At 64.7% G+C, this 22828-nt stretch carries 22 protein-coding genes and 1 riboswitch; of the genes, 9 read left to right on the forward strand and 13 right to left on the reverse strand.

Going from position 1 to position 22828, the window contains the following annotated elements; all coding sequences use genetic code 11:
- Window positions 1-12: 12 nt before the first annotated feature.
- On the reverse strand, window positions 13-840 hold the full coding sequence (locus AB4097_RS02260) for a protein-disulfide reductase DsbD domain-containing protein (RefSeq protein ID WP_442036841.1): 828 nt from the start codon (window positions 838-840) through the stop codon (window positions 13-15).
- A 103-nt stretch (window positions 841-943) separates the two neighbouring features.
- Between AB4097_RS02260 and AB4097_RS02265 the strand changes: the two genes are divergently transcribed.
- Window positions 944-1555: a YqgE/AlgH family protein gene (locus AB4097_RS02265; RefSeq protein WP_442036843.1), complete on the forward strand. Its 612-nt coding sequence runs from the start codon at window positions 944-946 to the stop codon at window positions 1553-1555.
- Here the strand turns inward: AB4097_RS02265 and AB4097_RS02270 are convergent, their stop codons facing one another.
- The 3 genes from AB4097_RS02270 to thrC all read right to left on the reverse strand — a co-directional run bounded on the left by AB4097_RS02270 (window position 1556) and on the right by thrC (window position 7331).
- A complete protein-coding gene (locus AB4097_RS02270) occupies window positions 1556-4435 on the reverse strand; it encodes an EAL domain-containing protein (protein ID WP_442036845.1) in 2880 nt (959 codons plus the stop codon).
- 200 nt (window positions 4436-4635) lie between these two features.
- Complete coding sequence (locus AB4097_RS02275; protein ID WP_442036847.1) at window positions 4636-5919, reverse strand: M16 family metallopeptidase; 1284 nt, start codon at window positions 5917-5919, stop codon at window positions 4636-4638.
- Window positions 5916-7331, reverse strand: coding sequence for a threonine synthase (gene thrC / locus AB4097_RS02280; protein ID WP_442036849.1), 1416 nt, complete (start codon window positions 7329-7331; stop codon window positions 5916-5918). Before thrC ends, AB4097_RS02275 begins: the two co-directional genes overlap by 4 nt.
- Before the next feature lie 182 nt (window positions 7332-7513).
- Here thrC and AB4097_RS02285 point away from each other — a divergent pair, with 182 nt between their 5' ends.
- Window positions 7514-7867 (forward strand): hypothetical protein, encoded by a 354-nt coding sequence (locus tag AB4097_RS02285; protein ID WP_442036851.1) that lies wholly within the window; start codon window positions 7514-7516, stop codon window positions 7865-7867.
- On the opposite strand, the gene AB4097_RS02290 is transcribed toward AB4097_RS02285, so the two are convergent.
- The 8 genes from AB4097_RS02290 to coxB all read right to left on the reverse strand — a co-directional run bounded on the left by AB4097_RS02290 (window position 7853) and on the right by coxB (window position 14387).
- Complete coding sequence (locus AB4097_RS02290) at window positions 7853-8617, reverse strand: SURF1 family protein (protein WP_442036853.1); 765 nt, start codon at window positions 8615-8617, stop codon at window positions 7853-7855. The two genes, AB4097_RS02285 and AB4097_RS02290, sit on opposite strands and share 15 nt — an antisense overlap.
- On the reverse strand, window positions 8617-8985 hold the full coding sequence (locus AB4097_RS02295; RefSeq protein WP_442036855.1) for a DUF983 domain-containing protein: 369 nt from the start codon (window positions 8983-8985) through the stop codon (window positions 8617-8619). Before AB4097_RS02295 ends, AB4097_RS02290 begins: the two co-directional genes overlap by 1 nt.
- A gap of 116 nt (window positions 8986-9101) precedes the next feature.
- On the reverse strand, window positions 9102-9962 hold the full coding sequence (locus AB4097_RS02300; RefSeq protein ID WP_442036857.1) for a cytochrome c oxidase subunit 3: 861 nt from the start codon (window positions 9960-9962) through the stop codon (window positions 9102-9104).
- Window positions 9963-10030: 68 nt separating this feature from the next.
- Window positions 10031-10621: a cytochrome c oxidase assembly protein gene (locus AB4097_RS02305; protein ID WP_442036859.1), complete on the reverse strand. Its 591-nt coding sequence runs from the start codon at window positions 10619-10621 to the stop codon at window positions 10031-10033.
- Window positions 10622-10629: 8 nt separating this feature from the next.
- Window positions 10630-10791 carry a hypothetical protein gene (locus AB4097_RS02310; RefSeq protein ID WP_442036861.1) on the reverse strand — a complete coding sequence of 54 codons (162 nt, stop codon included), beginning with the start codon at window positions 10789-10791 and terminating at the stop codon, window positions 10630-10632.
- 4 nt (window positions 10792-10795) lie between these two features.
- Window positions 10796-11752 (reverse strand): heme o synthase, encoded by a 957-nt coding sequence (locus AB4097_RS02315; protein WP_442036863.1) that lies wholly within the window; start codon window positions 11750-11752, stop codon window positions 10796-10798.
- Between the two features lie 132 nt (window positions 11753-11884).
- On the reverse strand, window positions 11885-13504 hold the full coding sequence (ctaD, locus tag AB4097_RS02320) for a cytochrome c oxidase subunit I (RefSeq protein ID WP_442036865.1): 1620 nt from the start codon (window positions 13502-13504) through the stop codon (window positions 11885-11887).
- A 28-nt stretch (window positions 13505-13532) separates the two neighbouring features.
- Window positions 13533-14387, reverse strand: a complete 855-nt coding sequence (gene coxB, locus AB4097_RS02325) for a cytochrome c oxidase subunit II (RefSeq protein WP_442036867.1) — start codon at window positions 14385-14387, stop codon at window positions 13533-13535.
- Window positions 14388-14700: 313 nt separating this feature from the next.
- Here coxB and AB4097_RS02330 point away from each other — a divergent pair, with 313 nt between their 5' ends.
- On the forward strand, window positions 14701-15213 hold the full coding sequence (locus AB4097_RS02330) for an invasion associated locus B family protein (RefSeq protein WP_442036869.1): 513 nt from the start codon (window positions 14701-14703) through the stop codon (window positions 15211-15213).
- Between the two features lie 28 nt (window positions 15214-15241).
- Complete coding sequence (locus tag AB4097_RS02335) at window positions 15242-15829, forward strand: hypothetical protein (RefSeq protein ID WP_442036871.1); 588 nt, start codon at window positions 15242-15244, stop codon at window positions 15827-15829.
- A gap of 12 nt (window positions 15830-15841) precedes the next feature.
- Here the strand turns inward: AB4097_RS02335 and AB4097_RS02340 are convergent, their stop codons facing one another.
- Window positions 15842-17146, reverse strand: coding sequence for a hemolysin family protein (locus tag AB4097_RS02340; protein WP_442036873.1), 1305 nt, complete (start codon window positions 17144-17146; stop codon window positions 15842-15844).
- 171 nt (window positions 17147-17317) lie between these two features.
- A riboswitch (glycine riboswitch) is annotated at window positions 17318-17407 on the forward strand.
- A gap of 159 nt (window positions 17408-17566) precedes the next feature.
- Between AB4097_RS02340 and gcvT the strand changes: the two genes are divergently transcribed.
- From gcvT to gcvPB, 5 genes are all read left to right on the forward strand, one after another.
- On the forward strand, window positions 17567-18715 hold the full coding sequence (gene gcvT / locus AB4097_RS02345; RefSeq protein ID WP_442036875.1) for a glycine cleavage system aminomethyltransferase GcvT: 1149 nt from the start codon (window positions 17567-17569) through the stop codon (window positions 18713-18715).
- Between the two features lie 23 nt (window positions 18716-18738).
- Window positions 18739-19113: a glycine cleavage system protein GcvH gene (gene gcvH, locus AB4097_RS02350; protein ID WP_442036876.1), complete on the forward strand. Its 375-nt coding sequence runs from the start codon at window positions 18739-18741 to the stop codon at window positions 19111-19113.
- Window positions 19114-19274: 161 nt separating this feature from the next.
- Window positions 19275-19751 carry an OsmC family protein gene (locus tag AB4097_RS02355; RefSeq protein ID WP_442037067.1) on the forward strand — a complete coding sequence of 159 codons (477 nt, stop codon included), beginning with the start codon at window positions 19275-19277 and terminating at the stop codon, window positions 19749-19751.
- A gap of 21 nt (window positions 19752-19772) precedes the next feature.
- A complete protein-coding gene (gcvPA, locus tag AB4097_RS02360; RefSeq protein ID WP_442036878.1) occupies window positions 19773-21113 on the forward strand; it encodes an aminomethyl-transferring glycine dehydrogenase subunit GcvPA in 1341 nt (446 codons plus the stop codon).
- Window positions 21113-22684: an aminomethyl-transferring glycine dehydrogenase subunit GcvPB gene (gene gcvPB, locus AB4097_RS02365; protein ID WP_442036880.1), complete on the forward strand. Its 1572-nt coding sequence runs from the start codon at window positions 21113-21115 to the stop codon at window positions 22682-22684. The genes gcvPA and gcvPB overlap by 1 nt, the downstream gene beginning before the upstream one ends.
- Window positions 22685-22828: the final 144 nt, after the last annotated feature.

Here is a 22828-nt window from a genome sequence, read left to right on the forward strand (position 1 = left end):
AGTGCCTCATCCCTAGCGCGGCTGCCCGTTGCCGTCGAGGCTGACTTCCGTTTCAACCGACTTTCCCCCTGCCACGAGGGTCAGGCGCAGGGGAACAGGGCCCGAGGCGTCCTTGGGCTTCTCCTCGACCGTTACGGTGAAGCGATTGGCATCATCGGGCTGGGAGGTCGAGAAATACCAGTTCTCGGGACCCTCGGCGAAGAGGGAAGGCTTGGTCCCGTCGGGGGCGCGGACCGTCACAGAGAAGGTCGGCTTGTCCTGGGTCACGGGTTCGACGGCGAGAACGGACAGCTCCGCCTGCGCTCCCAACGCCTGCGGGCGCGGCACCTTCGCCAGAGCCGCCTCGATGGCGCTCCGGTCCGGGCCGTCGGCTGTCAGATCCACGCTCATGTCGGCCCGGGCCGGGATGCAGATGTCCTTGCACACTCCGTAATCCGCCGACATGGCCAGCCTGACCGGCTTGGTGTTGTCCTTGGCTGTGACGAGAACCGGCAGCACGACCTTCTTGCCATAGACATAGGCCACGCCAGCCGCATCCTCGTGCCGGTACGGGGCGGGATAGCGGATCGCGACATCGGCCACGTTCTCGGAGCCCGACCAGTCGAAACGGGGCGGCAGGCCGGAATCGCCCGGGTTGCGCCAATAGGTCTTGAAACCCGGGTCGAGGGTGATCTCGATTCCGGCGAGCCAAGCTGCGCCCTGCTGGCCTCCCGAGATCAGGCGCGCGCGGGAATGGAAGCCCTGGGCTGAGGCGGGCGATTTGACGGGTTGCGCAACGACCGCCGTAAAGGACAGAATCGAAAAAATCGTGATCGATGCGATCCGGAGCATGAATGCCATGGAACTGACACCTCCCTGACGCGCTTCACTTATGCGTTTATCTTCGGGCTTGCCATCCACGATCCTGTGATCCGGCCAGGCCCGGCAAGGCAGATTTTAGGATATGGGCTCGCAGCTTCCTTTGTATGACATTGAATCCCCTTACCTGGACGGGCAGATCCTCGTGGCCATGCCGGGCATGATGGATGAGCGCTTCGCGCGGTCCGTGATCTATATCTGCGCCCATTCGGCCGAAGGAGCGATGGGAATCGTCCTCAATCGCCCCGCCGCCAATCTGAACATGCCCGACCTGCTGGTGCAGCTCGAAATCCTTCCCGAACCCGAGCGGATCCGCCTGCCGCAGAAGGTCGGCAGCATGCAGGTGCTGATGGGTGGGCCCGTGGAGACGAGCCGGGGCTTCGTTCTTCATTCCCCCGATTTCCACCTCGCCCAGTCGACCCTGCCGATCGACGATCACATCTGCCTGACGGCGACCATCGACATCCTGCGCGCCATCGCCCGCGGCGACGGGCCGGAGAGCGCTGTGCTGGCGCTGGGCTATGCCGGCTGGGGCGCCGGGCAGCTCGAGCTGGAACTCCAGGCCAACGGATGGCTCAACTGTCCGGCTGATGCGGAGCTGATCTTCAGCACCGCCGCCGACCTTCGCTACGAGATGGCCCTGCGCCGGATCGGGATCGAGCCGGCCATGCTGTCGATGGAAACCGGCCACGCCTGATCAGGCGGCAGCCGGAGCGGCCCCTACGAGCTGGCGCGCCTGCAGCGTCGACATCGGCTCTCCGAAAACGGGACCCTGCGCGTATTCGCAGCCGAGCTGATAGAGCTCGATGGCTTCGGACTCGCTCTCCGCACCCTCGGCGACGATCTCCATGCCGAGCTCGTGGGCCATCTTGACGATGGAGCGCAGGATGACCGGCTTGCCGGAAGCCATCAGGCGCACGAAGGATTCGTCCACCTTGATCGTGTCGAACGGGAACCGCTGCAGATAGGAGAGGGCGGAATACCCCGTTCCGAAATCGTCGAGCGAGAGGCCCGCTCCAAGATCGCGCAGGCGCGTGAGCATCTGGGCCGAGTATTCCGGATTTTCCATCACGAGGCTCTCGGTCATCTCGATCTTGAGCGAGCCGGGAATGACGCCCGTTCGGGCGATGACCGTCTTCACGTCCTGCAGCAGGTCGTGGCGCAGGAGGTGATGGCTCGACATGTTGACGCTGGCGAAGATCGGCGGCTCGACCTCGAGCGCGTTCTGCCAAGCGGCGAGTTCATAGCCCGTCTGCTCCAGCAGGAAGACGCTGAGCTTGACGATGAGGCCGGTTTCCTCGGCGATCGACATGAAGTCCTCGGGCCCGATGCGCCCGAGCCGTGGATGATCCCAGCGCAACATCGATTCGAAGCCGGCGATGGTCCGATCTTCCAGGCGCACGATGGGCTTGAACAGCACCTTCATCTCGTTGCGGTCGAGCGCGTGGCGAAGATCGGTCTCCATCGTGAAATGGTCGCTGCGGTCCGAGCGCATGGTGGGCCGGAACACCTCGATCCGGTCGCCCCCGTGCCGGCGGGCATGGGCCATGGCGATCTCGGCGTTGCGCAGCACTTCCTCGCGCCGTGCGGCGATCTGCGGATCGTGCAGGGCGATGCCGATGGAGGCGGTCAGAAAGATCTCGCGGTCGGCATAGGTGAAGGGCGTCGTCACGACTCGCCGGACCATGTCGGCGAATGAGATGATGCGATCCGGCTCGCGCTCTGAGAGCAGGATGATGGCGAATTCGTCGCCCGAGATGCGCGCCAGGGTATCCTGCGGCTTGAGCAAGCGGCTCAGGCGACGGGACAGGGTGAGCAGAACCGAGTCTCCGGCCGCGTAGCCTGCCGTGGCATTCGCGTCCTTCAGCTTGTCGATGTCGATGACGAGCACCGTGGGACGTAAGGAATCGTCCTGGCTGGCGAAGGTGAGGGCCGCTTCCAGGCGGTCGTAGAAGAGCTGCCGGTTCGGCAGGCTCGTCAGATTGTCGTGCACGGCATCGTAAAGCAGACGCTCCTCGGCGGTCTTGCTGTCCATGACGTCGGCGAGCGTGCCGACGATGCGCAGCACCTCGCCGTCCGAGCCGATGACCGGCCGGGCCTTGAGGCGGAACCAATGGTGAGCGCCGGATGACGAGCGCAGGCGGAAATCCTGGGTCAGGCGGCCGCGACGCTGCTCGATCACCGCATCGAGGGCGAGGCGGTAGCGGTCCTTGTCGAAGGGGTGGATCAGGTTGAGCCAGGCGGAGGCCGGGCCTTCGAGCGAGCCGCGCTTGAGCCCGAGCTGATGCTCGACCTCGGGGCTGACGAAGATGTTGTCGGAAACCACGTCCCAGTCGAACACGATGTCGCCGGCACCGGTCAGGGCCAGGGCCCGGCGCTCCGTGTCGTTCACGAAGCCGCGCGTGAACGCGCCGCCGGCGAAGGCGTGCTGCATGACCGTGAAGCCGATGAGCATGACCACCAGAACGAGGCCGCCGACGAGAGCAGGGGGAACGAGATCGGACGAGAGCTGCCCCACGATCGTAAAGCTCGCAGCCGTCACCCAGGCCACCAGAAGGAGCCAAGTTGGAACCAGCATCACCGCGCGGTCATAGCCATGGGTCGCCAGATGGATCACGAGCACGAAGCCGATGCCGGCCACGGCCGCGATGGACATGCGCGCCACGCCTGAGGCCACGGGCGGATCCACGATGGCGAGCGCCACCATGGCTCCGAGGAAGAGCAGCCAGAAGGCGGTCACGTGGCTGTAGCGCACGTGCCAGCGGTTGAGGTTGAGATAGGCGAAGAGGAAGACGAGGAGCGTCGCCGACAGTACCGCCTCGGCGCCGGCGCGATAGATCTGCTCCGTTGCCTCGCTGATCGGGAAGACGCGCTGGAAAAAGCCGAAATCGATGCAGGCATAAGCCAGCACCGCCCAGGCAAGCGCCGCGGCCGCCGGGAAGATCAGGGCTCCCTTCACCACGAACACGATGGTGAGGAACAACGCCAGGAGGCCCGCGATGCCGATGATGATGCCCTTGTAGAGGGTCAGCCCGTTGACGCGGTCCTTGTAGGCATTCGCATCCCAAAGATGGAGCTGGGGCAGGTTGTTGGACCTCAGCTCCGCCACGAAGGTGACGGTCGTGCCCGGATCGAGGGTGATGAGGAAGATGTCCGCATCTTCGCTGTCGTCCCGGTCGGGCCGGATGCCCTGGCTGGCCGTGATGGCGGCGATGCGGGTCGCCCCCAGATCGGGCCAGAGAACGCCGGAACCGGTGAGGCGGAAATGGGGAGCGACGAGCAGGCGGTCCACCTGCTCGTCCGTGTCGTTGGTGAGCGCGAAGACGATCCAGTCGGGCCGGGTGCCGGCCTCGCGCGCCTTCACGGCGATGCGGCGGACGATGCCGTCGCGTCCCGGCGCGGTCGAGATTTTGATCTCGTCACCGTCCGAGTTGTAGCGTTCGATGGCCGGGGTGAGATCGATGGCCTTCATCTTGGGGTCGACGCGGACGGATTCCACCGCCCAGCCGGTGGACGGCAAAGCCAGCCCCAGGAAAGTCGCCAAAAGAAGGGTTAAGGCGAAAGATACGATCCGCAATGCTTCGGTCTTTCGTCCGGTACTAAAACAATGGAACAGGATTGGTACCGGTCAGGAGCCTTGAGGGCAAGGTGGGGCCGAAGACGCTCCCCACTTGTCCGCAGGACTCGTTGGTTATTGTTACCAGTGGCGATGAGGTCACTTTGCGGCGGGATTGAGGAGAAACAGGCGTGACCTAGGGGAAGGGAAGGCAGAAAAAATCAGCCCCTCAGCCCCGAGGCAATGCCGTCCAGGGATGGCAACCCCTTGATCGGCCCGATGGCCGCGAGCGTCGGAGCGCCCTGCAGAAGCTGACGTCCCGCCTCGCGAACGTGCTCCACCTCGAGGGCATCGACCTTCCTGACGATCTCCTCGCTCGCCACGACCCGGCCCCAGGACAGGAGCTGGCGCGCGACGCGCTCGATCCGGCCGCCGGGCGTCTCCAGGGCCGTGAGGAGAGCGACCTTCATCTGGGCTTTGGCACGCATCAGTTCGATCTCGCTGATGTCGCGGGTCGCCTGGGCCATGCAGGCAAGCGTCACGTCCATCAGTTCGCGCACGTCCGAACCGGCCGTTCCGGCCCCAATGCCGAACAGGCCGCAATCGGAGAAGGGCCAATGGAAGGAATCGATGGAATAGGCGAGGCCCCGGGTCTCGCGAACCTCGTGCCATAGGCGTGACGTCAATCCGCCGCCGAGCATGTGGGCGAACAGATGGACGGCGTAGTAGCCCGGATCCTTGAACGAGAGGCCCGGCAAGCCGAGCACCAGATTGGCCTGTTCGAGCTTGCGCGAGATCCGCCTCTCGCCACCCGTGTAGCGTCCCGGTTCCGGAGCCTGAGGGACGACGCTCGGCATCCCGCCGAAGAGCCGTTCCGCCATGTCGACGATGCGGGAGTGTTCCACGTCGCCAGCGGCGGCGATCACCATCTTGCCCGGCGTGTATTCCCGCGCCAGGAAGGCGCGGATCGTCGCCTCGTCGAAGCTCTTGATCGTCTCCGGCGTACCGAGGATCGGCCGTCCGACCGCCTGGCGCGAGAACGCCGTTTCCATGAAGGCGTCGTAGATCAGGTCGTCGGGCGTGTCCTCGACGGCGGCGTATTCCTGCAGGATCACGCCCTTTTCGCGGGCAAGCTCGTTCGCGTCGAAAGCCGAATGAATGAGGATGTCGCCCAGGACGTCGAGCGCGACATCCACGTTCTCGCCGAGAACGCGGGCCGTATAGCTCGTATATTCGACGCTGGTGGCGGCGTTGATGTCGCCGCCCACATTCTCGATGTCCTCGGCGATCTGCCGCGCCGAGCGGCGCGCCGTGCCCTTGAAGGCCATGTGCTCGATGAGATGGGACAGGCCGTGCTCGTGGGCCCGCTCGTGCCGGGATCCGGTGCCGACCCAGACGCCGAGCGTCGCCGTGGCGATGGCCGGCATCCGCTCGGTCGCGACCATCAGGCCGTTGGACAGGGTCGTGATCTCGATCCGCTTCTCGTGGACGAAGTGCTGGTTCATGCGGCCGCGCCTTTGACCGCCCGCGCGCGCTCGCGGATGAAGCGCTCGACCGCAGCCTGGTCGTTGGGAAGAACCGTGAAGCTCTCCTTGCGCTCCATCAGATCAGCCATGTGCGGCGGAAGTGCGGGGCGAAGGCCCGTCGCGCGCTCGACCGCATCGGGGAACTTGGCCGGGTGGGCGGTGGACAGGGCGACCACCGGCGTCTCGGGCTTTTCCTTGAGCAGGGCGCGTCCGGCATGCGTGCCGACGGCGCTGTGCGGATCGAGCACGTAGCCGGTCGTGCGATAGGTCTCCGCCATCTCGGCGAGCACGTTGTCTTCGTTCACAGCCTCGGCCGAGAACTCCCGGCGGATGCGGGCAAGCGGCTCCGCGTCGATCGTGAAGGCGCGGGACTGACCGAGATTCGCCATGAGGCGGCGGATCGCCTCGCCGTCGCGGCCGTAAGATTCGAACAGCAGGCGCTCGAAATTGGACGAGATCTGGATGTCCATGGACGGCGAGGTCGTGGGCTGTACGCCCTTGATCTCATAGGAGCCGGAGCCGAGCGTGCGGGCCAGGATGTCGTTGGCGTTCGTGCCGATCATCAGCCGATCGATGGGGAGGCCCATGCGCTTGGCGACGTAAGCTGCGAGGATGTCGCCGAAATTGCCGGTCGGTACGGAGAACGAGACGGGGCGATAGGGCGAGCCCAGGGCCACGGCGGCGGTGAAGTAATAGACCGCTTGGGCTGCGACGCGGGCCCAGTTGATGGAGTTCACGCCGGAGAGCTGAAGCTCGTCGCGGAAGCGGGCATGGTTGAACATGCCCTTCACCATGGACTGGCAATCGTCGAACGTGCCTTCGACGGCGAGCGCATGGACGTTGGGCGAGGCCACCGTGGTCATCTGCCGCCGCTGCACGTCCGAGACGCGCCCATGCGGGTAGAGGATGAAGATATCGACCTGATCGAGGCCCTTGAATGCGTCGACGGCGGCGCTGCCCGTATCGCCCGAGGTTGCCCCGACAATGGTCGCGCGGGCGCCTCGGGCTTTGAGCACGTGATCCATGAGACGGCCGAGCAGCTGCATCGCCACGTCCTTGAAGGCGAGCGTGGGGCCGTGGAAGAGTTCCAACACGAAGAGATTGTCGCCGATCTGGGTCAGCGGGCAGACGGCCGCGTGACGGAAGGAGGCGTAGGAATCATCGATCATGCGGCCGAGCGCGGCGTCCGGGATGTCGCCGTCCACCAGCGGGCCGAGCACGGCTTTCGCCACCTCCGCATAGGGCTTTCCGGCAAAGCCCCGGATCGTGTCCTGGGAGAGGGTCGGCCAGCTTTCCGGCAGGTAGAGGCCGCCGTCGCGGGCAAGGCCGGTCAGCAGGGCATCGGCGAAACCGAGCGCGGGGGCTTCCCCCCGGGTCGAGACATGGAGCACGGTGGATCTCCTGGAAATTCGGCCGGACATTATGGTCCCGGACCGATGACGGCAAGCTGCATCCGGCCGCACCTTCTCAAGTTTGTTGGTCCGCCTCACTAGGAGATGACCCCGGGAAGTTCTGCACCGGTTCTCAAAAGCATGATAATGTTACCGCCGCAGTTCTCGGAGAGGGGCGGTCTATGCGCATGACCCGAATGGACTGGATCCTGCTTCCCGTTTTGCTCGGCGTGCTGGCTGGCGTGGTTGTAGGCGCGTTCCTGCTCGCCGGCTTCCTCGGGTTTGGCGTTCTCGGCCTCATCATCGGCGTCATGGCCCAACGCATCGAGCTGGAGAAGGATGGCGCTACCAGCAATGACATGACGACCTCGCTCTATGCGCAGCAGATCAAGGCGCAGGAGAGCATGACCCGTGCCGAGCGTGCCGAGCGAAGGGCGGAGAATGAGGCCCTCTTGAAGATCCTGTTCGTCGCGAAGGTTGTCAGCGCCGGGCTGATCATCCTCGGCTTCGGCTTCTTCGTTCTATTTCAGCTCTGATGATTCCGGCTCCCTCAGCCGCCGCCACGCGAAGGCGGAGAAGACGCCGATCAACGTGAGGGCGAGACCGAACCAGGTCACGGCGTATTGCAGGTGGTTGTTTGGCAGGGTGAGCGGGGTCTGCCCTCCTCGGGGCCAGCCGCCCGGATTGGGACTGGCATCGGCGTCAATCAGGAAGGGCGCGACACGCTCAAGCTTGTGGGCCTCGGCGATGGCCTGCGGATCGCGGGCGAACCATTGATTTTTGGCGGGATCGTCGTTCGGGGTGAACGGGTTTCGAGCCTCGGGCGCTCGCACGAGCCCGGTGATCGTCACCTCGCCCTGGGGCTGACTCTCGGGCCGGCGGGCGGGATCGCGCAGGTCCATGGGCACGAAGCCCCGGTTGATCATGACGATGGCGCCGCTCGCGAGCTTGAGGGGCGTGATCAGGTAATAGCCCTGGATCGGTGCCCCCTGCCGTTCGCCGGGGAGGAGGCCGTAGACGGGGGCTTCGAACTCATTGAGAAAGCGGCCGGTCACCCGCACCTTGCGGAACTCGTCCTGGTCGGCCCGCCAGGACGCCCAATCGGCCTCCGGCACAATGGCGCCGGGCTCGCCATAGGCTCGGGCCTCGATCTGCGCGATGAGGCTTTCCTTCCAGGCCTTGCGCTGGAGCTGCCATGTGCCGAGCCCGATCAGGATCGCGAGAGCGATGAGCGTCGCGAGGCTTGGTATGATCAGCGAGCGGATCTTGCGGGATGAGGCTGTCACTACCGGAAGCGCCCTTCCTCGGCCTTGTGGTGGTATTGCAGGTTCACCAGGACGCCCTTGAGCGGACGCACGAGGACGAGGCTCATGACGATGCTCAGGACCGTCCACATGACGAGGTGGAGCCAGATCGGCGGGGAAAAGGCGAATTCGGCCCAGAGGGCGAGGCCCACCACGACGATGCCCACGATGGACATGACGAAGAAGGCCGGCCCGTCACCCGTGTCGGCGAAGGCGAGATCGAGGCCGCAGACCCCGCATGTCGGTCGAACCTTCAGATAGCCCTGGAAAAGATGTCCCTTGCCGCAGCGGGGGCACAGGCCCTTGAGGCCCGTGATGACGGGGGAGGGTGCGGAAGGGTCATGGGCCACGGCTGTTCTCCAAAGGGGGTGCCGGTCAACGAACTCCAGGCCGGATGGTGGCGGGGAGCCCAAAAGCGAAGGGCGGCTTTGAGGCCGCCCTTGCTGAGTTTGATGTCGCTAGCGGTTTAGTGCCCGGCGGCCGCGTGTCCGCCGTAGCCCCAGACGTAGATGGCGGCGAAGAGGAACAGCCACACCACGTCGACGAAGTGCCAGTACCAGGCGGCGAACTCGAAGCCGAGGTGTTGCTTGGGCGTGAAGTCGCCGCGATAGGCGCGCAGGAGGCAGACGGCCAGGAAGATCGTGCCGATGATCACGTGCGCGCCGTGGAAGCCCGTCGCCATGAAGAAGGTGGCGCCGTAGATGTTGCCCGAGAAGCCGAAGGTGGCGTGGCTGTACTCGTAGGCCTGAACGCAGGAGAAGATCAGGCCGAGGATCACCGTGAGCCACAGGCCCGCCTTGAGGCCCTGGCGGTCGTTCTCCAGGAGCGCATGGTGCGCCCAGGTGACCGTGGTGCCGGAGGTGAGCAGGATCAGCGTGTTGAGCAGCGGCAGGTGCCAGGGATCGAAGGTCTCGATGCCCTTGGGCGGCCAGACGCCGCCGAGAACGTCTATGCGGGAATAGAGCTGCGGGTCGCCGGCATAGAGAGCGGCATCGAAATAGGCCCAGAACCAAGCGGCGAAGAACATCACCTCGGAGGCGATGAACATCATCATGCCGTAGCGGTGGTGAAGCTGGACCACGCGGGTGTGATAGCCGGTGTTGGCTTCCTTAACGACATCGGTCCACCAGCTGAGCATGGTGTAGAGCACGCCGATGATACCCGCGCCGAAGACGAACGGGCCCAGATGCATGCCCGCGATGGCGATCTCCTTCCACCAGGTCACGAACCCGGATGCCATCAGGAAGGCGCTGACCGCGCCGATGAGCGGCCACGGGCTCGGTTCAAGAATGTGGTAGTCGTGGTTCTTGGCGTGGGCCTCGGCCATTTCGTGTCGTCTCCGTGCCTCGAATGTGAACTCGCTTTAAGACGTTTCCGCCCAGCTTGTCACGTCCCTTATTGAGCAATGGGTTTGGTGGATGATGTCACCTCCGCCACCGGCTTGCCCCCCTTGGAGGGGAAGTAGGTGTAGGAGAGGGTGAGGGAGGTCAGGTCCTTCACGTCGCTGTCCTGCACGAGGCGGGGATCGACGTAGAAGACAACGGCTGATTCCAGGGTTTCTCCCGGCTGCAGGGTCTGCTCGGTGAAGCAGAAGCATTCGAGCTTGGAGAAATAGGTGCCTGCCAGATCCGGCTGCACATTGTAGGTGGCGATGCCCGTGCTCGGCTTGTCGCCCGTGTTGGTGACCTTGTAATAGACCGTGGTGGTCTCGCCGAGCTTCACCTTGATTTCGGGCTTCTCCGGCGCGAAGCGCCAGTTCAGGCCCGGAGCCACATTGGAGTCGAAGCGGACGGCGATCGTCCGGTCCATCACCTCGGAGCCGTTGGCATCGCGAATGATCGGCGTGCCGCCGAACCCAGTGACCTTGCAGAACAGATCGTAGAGCGGCACGGAGGCGTAAGCCAGACCGACCATGCCCACGACAACGCCGACGCAGGCGAAGGCCGTGCGATTCATCGTGCGCTGGTTGTGGGATGTTTCAGCCATTTTAAGCCTCACAGGGGACGCTGAAGGACGCCCGGTCCAAGCTTCACGAGGGTGATGGCGAAGAGCAGGATGCAGAATGCCGCTAGGGTCAGGGCCAAAGCCACCGAACGCCTGCGGCGGCGCTTCTGTTCCTCGGGCGTCAGACGAACGTAGTCGGTGCGGTCTGCCATTCGATCACCCGAAAACCGGCCGGAAGAAGCCGAAGCCGTGCTCCGCGAGAAGGGTCGCGAAGAGAAGGAAAAGATAAAGAATCGAGAAGCCGAAGAGATGCTGGGCAACACGCATGGCGGGTTCGCCCTGGCGCAGGCGATAGACCTGCACGGCGAGCGCCAGCATGCCGAGGCCGCCGATCAGAGCGATGATGGCATAGGCCAGTCCGCCGAAGCCGAGAGCCACCGGAGCAAGGCCGAGCGGGGCCAGGAGAACCGTGTAGGCCAGGATCTGGAAACGCGTGGAATCGGGACCGGCCACGTTCGGCATCATGGGAATGCCGGCGCGCTCGTAGTCACCGGACTTCACCAGGGCCAGGGCCCAGAAATGCGGCGGCGTCCACATGAAGATGATGGCGAACAGAACGATGCTGTCCCACGCCACATGACCCGTGACGGCCGCCTGAGCCACGATCGGGGGGAGGGCGCCCGCCGCACCGCCGATGACGATGTTCTGCGGCGTCGAGCGCTTCAGCCACATGGAATAGACGACCACGTAGAAGAAGATGGTGAAGGCGAGCAATCCGGCCGCCAACAAGTTGCTGGCCAGGCCCAGGATGATCACCGACCCGACGGAGAGCGTCACGCCGAAGGCAAGGGCCTCGCCCGGCTGGATCTTGCCGGCCGGGATCGGACGCTTGCGGGTGCGGGTCATGACGGCATCGATATCCGCATCCCACCACATGTTCAGGCAGCCGGACGCGCCGCCGCCGATGGCGATCATCAGAAGCGACACGAAAGCCACGACGGGATGAACGTCCGAATGGCTCACGACCATGCCGACGAGCGCCGTGAACACCACGAGAAACATCACGCGCGGCTTGAGAAGGGCGAAGAAGTCGGACACGTCACCCTGCGAGAGACCTGCCGTGGCAAGGTGCTCTGCTTGGGTTTCGGTCAAACTGTTCGACATGGTGCTCATAACTGCTTGATCTTCCGAAATGCCGTGACGAGGCCGAAAAGGCCTCTTGAAAGTCGGCTCCTCGCCGGAAGGCTTGTCAGCGCAAGCCCTCTGGGGAGGAGCGGGCGGCGTGATGCCGCCCACTCGATTGACTTAGTGCCCGGTGTCGACGACGCGGGGCAGCGTCTCGAACTGGTGATACGGAGGCGGGGAGGACAGGGTCCATTCCAGCGTCGTCGCACCTTCGCCCCACGGGTTGTCGGCAGCCTTCTCCTTGCGGACGAAGGCATAGACTACGCCGCCGATGAAGACGAAGAGACCGGCGAAGAAGATGTAGGAACCGATCGAGGAGACGAGGTTCCAGCCCGCGAAGGCGTCCGGATAATCCGCATAGCGACGCGGCATGCCGGACAGGCCGAGGAAGTGCATCGGGAAGAACAGGACGTTGGCGCCGATGAACGCGATCCAGAAGTGCAGCCTGCCGATCCAGTCGGGCATCACGTAGCCCGTGATCTTCGGGAACCAGTAGTAGATGCCGGCGAAGATCACGAACACGGCGCCGAGCGACAGCACGTAGTGGAAGTGCGCCACCACGTAGTAGGTGTCGTGCATGTAGCGGTCGACGGGAGCGTTCGCCAGAACGACGCCGGTGACGCCGCCGACCGTGAACAGGAACACGAAGCCCACGGCCCACTGCATGGCCGCCGTGAAGCGGATGGAGCCGCCCCACATGGTGGCGATCCACGAGAAGATCTTCACGCCCGTGGGAACCGCGATCACCATCGTGGCGAACACGAAATAGGCCTGCGTCTGGAGCGAGAGGCCGACCGTGTACATGTGGTGCGCCCACACGACGAAGCCGACCACACCAATCGCCACCATGGCGTAGGCCATGCCGAGATAGCCGAAGATCGGCTTCTTGGAGAAGGTGGAGATGATGTGGGACACGATGCCGAAGGCCGGCAGGATCATGATGTACACTTCGGGGTGGCCGAAGAACCAGAACAGATGCTGGTAGAGCACCGGGTCACCGCCGCCCGCCGGCTCGAAGAAGGTCGTGCCGAAGTTGCGGTCGGTCAGCAGCATCGTGATCGCGCCCGCGAGAACCGGCAGCGACAGGAGCAGCAGGAACGCGGTCACTAGCATGGACCAGGCGAAGAGCGGCATCTTGTGCAGCGTCATGCCCGGAGCGCGCATGTTGAGGATCGTGGTGATGAAGTTGATCGCACCCAGGATCGAGGCCGCACCGGCAAGGTGCAGGGCCAGGATGCCGAAGTCGAGCGCCGGGCCGGGATGGCCGACGGTCGAGAGCGGCGGGTACACGGTCCAGCCGCCGCCGAAGCCGAGCGAGCCCGGCGCGCCTTCGACGAAGAGCGAGCAGAGCATCAGGCAGAAGGCCGAGACGGTGAGCCAATACGAGATGTTGTTCATCCGCGGGAAGGCCATGTCCGGCGCGCCGATCATGATCGGGATGAACCAGTTGCCGAAGCCACCGATGAGGGTGGGCATCACCATGAAGAACACCATGATGAGGCCGTGGCCGGTCACGAAGACGTTGAAGGCCTGCGGATTGGAAAAATACTGAAGGCCCGGCTCCTGGAGCTCTAGGCGCATGCCGATGGACAGAAGGCCGCCGACGATGCCGGCCGTGAAGCCGAAGATGAGGTAGAGCGTGCCGATATCCTTGTGGTTCGTGGAATAGAACCACCGGCGCCAGAAGCTCGGAAGGTGATCGTGGTGATCCGCGTGAGCGGCATCAGCTGCATGTGCCATGATGAGACCTCTGTGGTCCTTCTTACAATTACTGAGCGGTCGCGAACTTGAGCGGAGCGTCGCTCTCGGTCGAAGCATACTTCTGCTTCGCCTCGGTGAGCCAAGCGGCAAATTGTTGCTCGCTCACGACGCGGATTTCGATCGGCATGTAGGGGTGGCCGTTGCCGCAGAGCTCGGAGCACTGGCCGAAATACACGCCTTCCTTCTCGGCCTTGAACCAGGTCTCGTTCAGGCGGCCCGGGATCGCGTCCACCTTGATGTAGAAGGACGGCATGGCGAAGGAGTGGATCACGTCGGCGGATGTGGTCTGAATCTTCACGACCTTGCCCACCGGAACGACCATGGCGTTGTCGGCACCGAGCAGACGGGGCTGGTCGGGCTTACGGTCCTTGGCCTCGGTGATCATGTTCGAATCGAATTTGAAGCCACCCTGGTCGGCTGGGTACTCATAGCCCCAGTACCAGGAATAGCCCGTCGCCTTGACCACGAGATCGGCCTGCGGCGGAACGAGCTGCTGGCGCAGGAGGCGGAAGGACGGAATGGCGATCGCCACGAGGATCAGGACCGGAACGATGGTCCAGGCCACCTCGAGGAGGGTGTTGTGAGTGGTCCTTGAGGGAACCGGGTTCTTGCTCTCGTTGAAGCGGGCAACGATCCAAAGGAGCAGGGCCAGCACGAACAGGCAGATCACGGTGATCAGCCAAACCAGGTAGGTGTGGAAGTTGGACACGCTGTGTCCCAACTCGGTCACCATCTCCTGCATGCCCATTTCCCAAGGGGAAGGGCGACCGGCGGCGGCCCACGCCTCACTTATGCCCAACACAAGTGCGACCGCTGCCGTGGAGAGGGCGGTCACCGATCGACGTCCAGTCTCGATCCGCATCGGCGTTCCTAAGCTCCTAAAGATGTGATGGCCCAGGGCCATGAAAGCATCGGAGAAGGCGCGGGCGTGCGGAAAGCGGCGCCCGGCTTGCGCCATCACCTTTGATCTGCGTCAAAGATCACAGGACGCGCTCAAGCGCAACGGTAGAAGCGTTCCAAACTGTGCGTCATAACCGCCAAAAATCATTTCGACCCTCCAAACGGCCTCTCTCGCTTGACATCGCGCCCTCTGCCATGGTCCCAACGGGCCAAAGATGGACCTGAAGCGGCGGCAGGCCGCGACCCTTGATCAGGGTTAGCGAATGGAGAAACCGATGGGCGCATCGCGATGGGCTCGCCATGGTGCGGCGGCAATCCTGGGGCTGTCGGCCCTGTTCGGGGCCAGTGGCGCCGGCGCTCAGGGCATGGTCAAGAACACCTACGGCGAGTGGCAGATGCGCTGCGAGACCCCGGCGGGTGCCACGGCCGAGCAATGCGCCCTCGTGCAGAACGTCGTCGCCGAGGACCGCCCTAACGTCACTCTCGTCATTATCGTGTTGAAAACCGCCGACGGCAAAAGCCGCCTCCTGCGCGTGGTCGCACCTCTTGGTATTCTGTTGCCGTCGGGCCTCGGCCTCAAGATCGACCAGACGGATATCGGCCGCGCCGGATTCGTGCGCTGCCTGGCCACGGGCTGCGTGGCCGAGGTCGTGATGGAGGACAACCTGATCAACCAGATGAAGACGGGACAGGCGGCCACCTTCATCGTGTTCCAGACGCCTGAGGAGGGGATCGGGATTCCCGTGTCCCTGAACGGATTTGCGGCCGGGTTCGACGCCCTTCCGTAACACTTGACCAAAATAAGGTGGGGCAATCATGAGAGACGGATTGAGCCGGAAGGCCGGATGGACGCTCGCGGTACTCGGCCTTTCGGCCCTTACGGGCTGCGGTGCGCCGGGCGAGGGCGGCTTCGGCATGGGCGATATGCTGCTCACGGCGGGAACGCACCAGGCGCCGGCCCAATCGGCCGAGATCCGGGACGTGTATTGCCCCACCGTCGACGTGGTGGACGGCGGCGCCGCTCTCCAGGTGCGCGGGGGCGGTGAGGAGGGCTCGATCCGAAGCCAGGTGACCCTGGGCGAGATCGCCCGCGAATGCATCGGCCAGCCGGACGGCTCGACCCTGGTCAAGATCGGCGTCGAGGCGCGGGCGCTCCTGGGTGTCGGCGGGGCGTCCGGCCGCTACGACGTGCCGCTTCACATCGTCGTAAAGGACGGCTCGACCATCTTCGCCGACCGCTCCCGCCGGGTGGCGGCCGCCATTCCGGCCGGCCAGACCCAGACGACCGTCTCGGTGATCGAGGACGGCATCGTGGTGCCCCCATCCTATGCCAACAGCTTCGAGATTGAGGTCGGCCTCGGCGGAGGCGGTCGCGCCGCCCCGAACCGCCGCCGCCGCGGTTAAGCTTCATCAGTCTCAATAGAGAGCGGCAGCGCCCGCTCTCTGATTAAGGGGGGCGGCCAGGACCTTGTCGATCCGGCGCTCGTCCAGATCGATCACCTCGAAGCGCCAGCCCAGAGTGTCCACGTGCTCGCCCGTACTGGGCAGGTGCTGCAGCTCGCTGATCACCAGGCCGCCGACCGTGTGATAGCTGCGGGTTTCGGGCAGCGTGACGCCCAGAACCTCGGCCATCTCGTCGACCGGCATGGAGCCCGCGAGCAGCCAGGAGCCGTCCTCGCGCCGGATGGCGTCGGGCTCCGGTGCCTCGCCGTCGGATCGGAAAGCGCCGACGATGGCTTCCAGGGCGTCGGCCGGGGTCACGACCCCTTCGAAATGCCCGTATTCGTCATGGACGATCGCCATGGGCACCTCCGCATCGCGCAGGGTGGCCAGAGCGTCCAGGGCATAGAGCGTGTCCGGAATGACCGGGGCTGCCTGGATATGGCTCCGGATGTCCAGGGGCTGGCCCGCCAGCATGGCCGCGAGCAGCTCGCGGGACTGGACGACGCCGATCACGTTGTCGGGCGTCCCCTCGCTCACCGGCAGGCGGGAATGCGGGGTCTCGATCAGCAGGGCGCGGATCGCAGCCTCGTCGTCGTCCAGGTCGATCCAGTCCACGTCCGTGCGAGGCGTCATGAGGCCGCGCACCGTCCGGTCTCCGAGGCGCAGCACGCCCGAAATCATGCGGCGCTCCTCCTCCTCGATCACGCCGGCGCTCTCGGCCTCGCCGACGAGCATCTTGATTTCCTCTTCCGTAACCGTCGACGAATCGTCGGACTTGGCCCCCAGGAGGCGGAAGATCAGGCCGGTCGACGCGTTCAGAAGCCAGACAGCCGGGGCCGCGACCTTCGAGACCACCAGCATCACCGGAGCCATGGTGCAGGCGATGCCTTCCGGATGGCGCAGCGCCAGCTGCTTCGGCACCAATTCGCCGATGACGATGGAGAGATAGGTGATGATGCCGATCACGAGGCCGTAGCCCAAGGGCTGGGCCGCTCCTTCGGGCATGCCCTGAGCCAGGAAGATCTGGGTCAACCTGTCACCGAGCGCGGCGCCCGAGAAGGCGCCGGCCAGGATGCCCACGAGGGTGATGCCGATCTGGACCGTGGACAGGAAGCGGCCCGAATCCTCCATGAGGGTCAGGGCCGTGGTGGCTCCCGAGCGGCCCTGCTCGGCCATGGCCTTGAGGCGGGCCCGGCGGGCGGAAACGATGGCAAGTTCGGAAAGAGCAAAGACGCCGTTCAGGGCGACGAGAGCAAGAGCGATGATCAGTTCGAGCAACGATGCGTGGAGCTGCCGACCGGACCAGGCCGCGCTTCTCCCCTTCTGTGAAAGATGGCCCCTAAGATGGAGTGTCGGTGCCCTGCCGTCAATTAAGGCAGGGACATATTCGAAGCGACGGCCTGCTTTGTTGACAGGATCGCATTTCCTCTTCAGAGCTAAATCAAGCCGATGATCCCCGCGGAAGAGACCGGACCCAGGTCCGGCGCCGAAGGCGCAACCGCCCCGGAAACGCTCAGGCCAAAGGACCGCGCGGGAGCTGGCACTCTGGAAAGCGGCGACGTTCGAACAGGCGTCGCCCACCGACGGGCGTAACCTGCCGCGAAAGCGGTGAGGGAAATCTCTCAGGTCTCGGGACAGAGGGGGCGCACAGCAACGGGCCGCAAGGCTCGATGGAACGCGCACCTTTGAGGGAACCCGATGGCCGAGCATGCACATAGCGATGAGCCGCTCCTGCAGACCCCGCTTCATGCCCAGCATGTGGCCCTTGGCGCCCGCATGGTGCCCTTTGCCGGCTACGACATGCCGGTGCAGTATCCCACCGGCATCCTGGCCGAGCACAACTGGGCCCGCGAGCATGCGGGCCTGTTCGACGTCTCGCATATGGGCCAGGCCTTCCTCGTCGCCGAGGACAAGAGCCACGAGACCGTCGCCCGGGCGATCGAGGCTCTGATCCCCGCCGACGTGCTGAACCTCAAGCCCAATCAGCAGCGCTATTCGCAGCTGCTGGCGGACGATGGCGGCATCCTCGACGACCTTATGGTCACCCGCGTCGGCGCGCCCGGCCACGAAGGCTGGCTCTACCTGGTGGTGAACGCCTCGATGAAGGAGCAGGACTACGCCCATATCGAGGCCCGCCTTCCGAAGGGCGTCGCGCTGCGGCGCAGGGATGGCCTGGGCCTGATGGCTCTTCAGGGGCCCTCCGCTGAGGCCGTGCTCGCCAAGCTTGCGCCCGAGGCTGCGGGCCTCGCCTTCATGATGTCCGCCGACGTGCAGATCGACGGCATCTGGTGCCACGTCTCCCGCTCCGGCTACACCGGCGAGGACGGCTTCGAGATCTCCTGCCAAGGCAAGGATGCGCCCGCGCTCTGGAACAAGCTGCTCGCCGATCCCGAGGTGAAGGCCATCGGCCTCGGCGCGCGCGACTCGCTGCGTCTCGAAGCGGGCCTGTGCCTCTACGGCCATGACATCGACGCCACGACCTCGCCCATCGAGGCCGGCCTGATCTGGTCGATCCAGAAGCGCCGCCGCGAGGAGGGGGGCTTTCCCGGAGCCGAGCGCGTCCAGCGCGAGATCAAGGACGGGGCCGCTCGCGTGCGCGTCGGCATCAGGCCCGAAGGCCGCGCACCGGCTCGCGAGGGCACCATCATCACCACGCCCGAGGGCCGCGAGGTCGGAATCGTGACCTCCGGCGGCTTCGGCCCCACGGTCAACGGCCCGGTCGCCATGGGCTATGTCGCCAAGGACGTGTCCGCTGTCGGCACGGATCTTCACCTCATCGTTCGCGGCAAGCCGCTGCCGGCCAAGGTCGCGGCCATGCCGTTCGCCCCCCATCGCTACAAGCGCTGACACTTCACAAGAGGGAATTCACCATGACCACGCGCTACACCAAGGATCACGAATACATCCGCGTCGAGGGCGATGCCGGCATCGTCGGCATCTCCGACTACGCGCAGAGCCAGCTCGGCGACGTCGTCTTCGTGGAGCTGCCGAGTGTCGGCAAGACCCTGTCGAAGGGTGATGAAGCCGCCGTCGTCGAGAGCGTGAAGGCCGCGAGCGAGGTCTATGCGCCGGTCTCCGGCGAAGTGGTGGATGTCAACCGCGATCTCGAAGCCTCTCCCGGCACCGTGAACGAGGATCCCGCCGGACGCGGCTGGTTCATGAAGATTCGCCTCACGAACCAGAGCGAGCTCGACGGCCTCATGACCGAGGAGCAGTACCAGGAATTCGTGAAGTCCATCTCGTAAGAGCCTAAGGTCCAGAACCTCTGGCCTCATCCTGAGGAGCCGCGTTAGCGGCGTCTCGAAGGATGATCCAGAGTGTACTGGAGACGCCTCGTCCTTCGAGACGGTGCTGCGCACCTCCTCAGGATGAGGCTTCGTTGGAGGCTTCCAAGTCAGGCATGGCAATGTCGCACGAATACACGGCAACCGTTGTTTGGGCGCGCGGGGAGGGCGAAGCCTTCTCCGACAACAAGTACAGCCGTGGCCATCGATGGTCCTTCGATGGCGGCATCGACGTTTTGGCGTCGGCGTCGCCTTCGGTGGTGCCGTTGCCCCTGTCGCGCGAAGACGCGGTCGATCCGGAAGAGGCGTTCGTGGCGGCTATCGCCAGCTGCCACATGCTTACTTTCCTTGGGATCGCCGCCAAGAAGCGCTTCGTCGTCGACTCCTACAAGGACAAGGCGGTTGGCGTGATGGCGCCCAACGAGAAGAGCAAGCTCTTCGTCTCCAAAGTTACACTCGATCCAGAGATCGTGTTCTCGGGTGAGAAAATCCCCACCCCGGAACAGATCGCCGACATGCACCACCTCGCCCACAAGGAATGCTTCATCGCCAACTCCGTTCTTACGGAGATTGTCGTGGCGGGCATTCCCTCGCACTGAACTCACCCAAGGTTTTAGCCGATGCGTTATTTGCCTCTCTCCAACACCGACCGCAGCGAGATGCTCGCGCGGATCGGCGTCAAAACGGTGGACGAATTGTTCGCTGACGTGCCGAAAAGCCTGCTCCTGAAGGAGCCGATGGACCTGCCGCGCCGCAAGGGCGAGCTGGAGGTGGAGCGCATCCTCTCCCGCATGTCGGCGAAGAACATGTCCGCATCGTCCGTGCCGTTCTTCGTGGGCGCGGGCGCCTACAAGCACCATGTGCCGGCGACCGTCGACCACCTGATCCAGCGCTCCGAATTTCTGACGAGCTACACGCCGTATCAGCCGGAGATCGCTCAAGGGACGCTGCAATATCTCTTCGAGTTCCAGACGCAGGTGGCCGCGCTCACCGGCATGGATGTGGCGAATGCCTCCATGTATGATGGCTCCACCGGCACGGGCGAGGCGGTGCTCATGGCGCATCGCGTCACCAAGCGCCGCAAGGCGGTGCTCTCCGGCGGCCTGCACCCGCATTACACGGATGTGGTGAAGACGCTCTCCGATATGGCGAGCGACGAGACCGTCATCCTGGCGCCGGATGTGAGCGGCACCGAGGATATCCTCTCGCAGATCGACGATACGACGTCCTGCGTCGTCGTGCAGTCGCCGGACGTGTTCGGCAACGTGCGCGACCTGACGCCAATCGCCGACAAGGCGCACCAGCACGGCGCACTGCTGATCGCCGTATTCACCGAAGTCGTGTCGCTCGGCTTGGTGAAATCGCCGGGAAGCCAGGGCGCGGACATCGTCGTCGGCGAGGGCCAATCCATCGGCAATGCGCTGAATTTCGGTGGCCCCTATGTGGGTCTCTTCGCCACGCAGTCGAAATACGTCCGCCAGATGCCGGGCCGCCTCTGCGGCGAGACGGTGGATGCAGACGGAAACCGCGGCTTCGTGCTGACGCTTTCGACGCGCGAGCAGCACATCCGCCGCGACAAGGCCACGTCGAATATCTGCACGAATTCAGGGCTTTGCTCGCTCGCCTTCACCATTCACATGACGCTGCTCGGCGAGAAGGGATTGTCGCGCCTCGCCCGCATCAACCATGCCAATGCGGTGAAGCTCGCCGATCAGCTCGGCACCGTGAAGGGCGTCGAGGTTCTCAACAAGACGTTCTTCAACGAGTTCACCGTGAAACTCGCCAAGCCCGCTGCCGAAGTCGTCGAGCGTCTGGCCGAGAAGGGCGTGCTCGCGGGCGTGCCCGCGTCTCGCCTCATGCCGGGTGCCGGCCTCGACAATCTGCTGCTCGTCGCTTCCACAGAAGTGAACACCGATGATGACCGTGCGGCCCTCGTCGCCGCCTTGAAGGAGGTTCTGTGATGTTGAACCGCCAGGGACGTCCCTCTTCCGCCGGAGAAGCCGGCACCACCACGCATCCGACCTTCACCGGCAACAAGGCACTGGCGCAGATCGAGCCGCTGCTCTTCGAGATCGGACGCTATGACACGACCGGCGTCGACTTCGACGAGCCGGAGGATTTCCAGCCGCGCCTCGGCGGCCTGGAGCGTAAGGAGGCCATCGGCCTGCCCGGTCTCTCCGAGCCCGAGACCATGCGCCATTACGTGCGCCTGAGCCAACAGAACTACGGCATCGACACGGGCCTCTTTCCGCTCGGCTCCTGCACGATGAAGCACAATGCGCGCTTGAACGAGCGCATGGCCCGTCTGCCGGGCTTTGCCGACGTGCACCCGCTGCAGCCGGTCTCGACCGTCCAAGGCGCGCTGGAGCTCATGAACGAGCTCGGGCGCTATCTGGTCACGCTCACCAACATGACGGCCGTCGCGCTGTCGCCGAAAGCCGGCGCCCATGGCGAGCTGTGCGGCATGATGGCGATCAAGGCCGCCATCGAGGCGAAGGGCGAGGGGGCTACCCGCAACGTGGTGCTCGTGCCCGATTCGGCGCACGGCACGAACCCGGCCACCGCCGCTCTCATCGGCTTCACGGTGAAGCCGGTGCCGGCGCGCGAGGACGGTTCCGTGCATGTGGAGGACGTGAAGAAGCTCCTCGGCCCCGATGTGGCGGCGATCATGCTCACGAACCCCAACACCTGCGGCCTCTTCGAGCCCCAGGTGGCGGAAATCGCCAAGGCGATCCATGATGCCGGCGCCTATTTCTACTGCGATGGCGCGAACTTCAATGCCATCGTGGGCAAGGCGAAGCCGGGCGATCTCGGCGTCGACGCCATGCACATCAACCTGCACAAGACCTTCTCGACGCCGCATGGCGGCGGCGGCCCGGGCTCGGGTCCGGTGGTGCTCTCCGCGCGTCTCGCGCCCTTCGCGCCGGTGCCGTTCGTCCACGCCGGCCAGAACGGCGGTTTCGAAATGGTGGAGCAGGAAAGCGATGCGGCCGAGAAGCCTTTCGGCCGCATGACCGCTTTCCATGGGCAGATGGGCATGTATGTGCGCGCCCTGTCCTACATGCTCTCGCATGGGGCCGACGGCATGAAGCAGGCCTCCGAGGATGCCGTGCTCAACGCCAACTACATCCGTGCAGGCCTGTCGGATCTCCTCTCGCTGCCCTTCGGCAACAAGCCGTGCATGCACGAGGTGCTGTTCGACGACGCGTGGCTGAAGGACACCGGCGTGACCACGCTCGATGTGGCCAAGGCCATGATCGACGAGGGTTATCACCCGATGACCATGTACTTCCCGCTGGTGGTGCATGGCGCGATGCTGATCGAGCCGACGGAATCCGAATCGAAGGCGTCCCTCGACCTCTTCATCGCGACGCTCCGCGACCTTGCGATGGCTGCGAAGAACGGCGACAAGGAGCGCTTCACGGGCGCACCGTACCACGCCCCGCGCCGCCGTCTGGACGAGACGCGCGCCGCGCGCAACCCGGTGCTGAAGTGGACGCCACCGGAGCAGGTGGCCGAAGCGGCGGAGTAAAACCCCTTCTGATCTCATTCTAGAAATGCCGCCCTTTAGGGCGGCATTTTCATATGCGTTCCCTGGGCTCTACAGGCGCGCATCCATGGCCTGCGCCTATCTGTTTAGAGAGGGGACAAATCACTCTGCTCGTCCATATACTGT

This window comes from Microvirga sp. 2MCAF35 (genome assembly GCF_052115545.1).
In the GTDB taxonomy this organism is placed as follows: Bacteria; Pseudomonadota; Alphaproteobacteria; order Rhizobiales; family Beijerinckiaceae; genus Microvirga.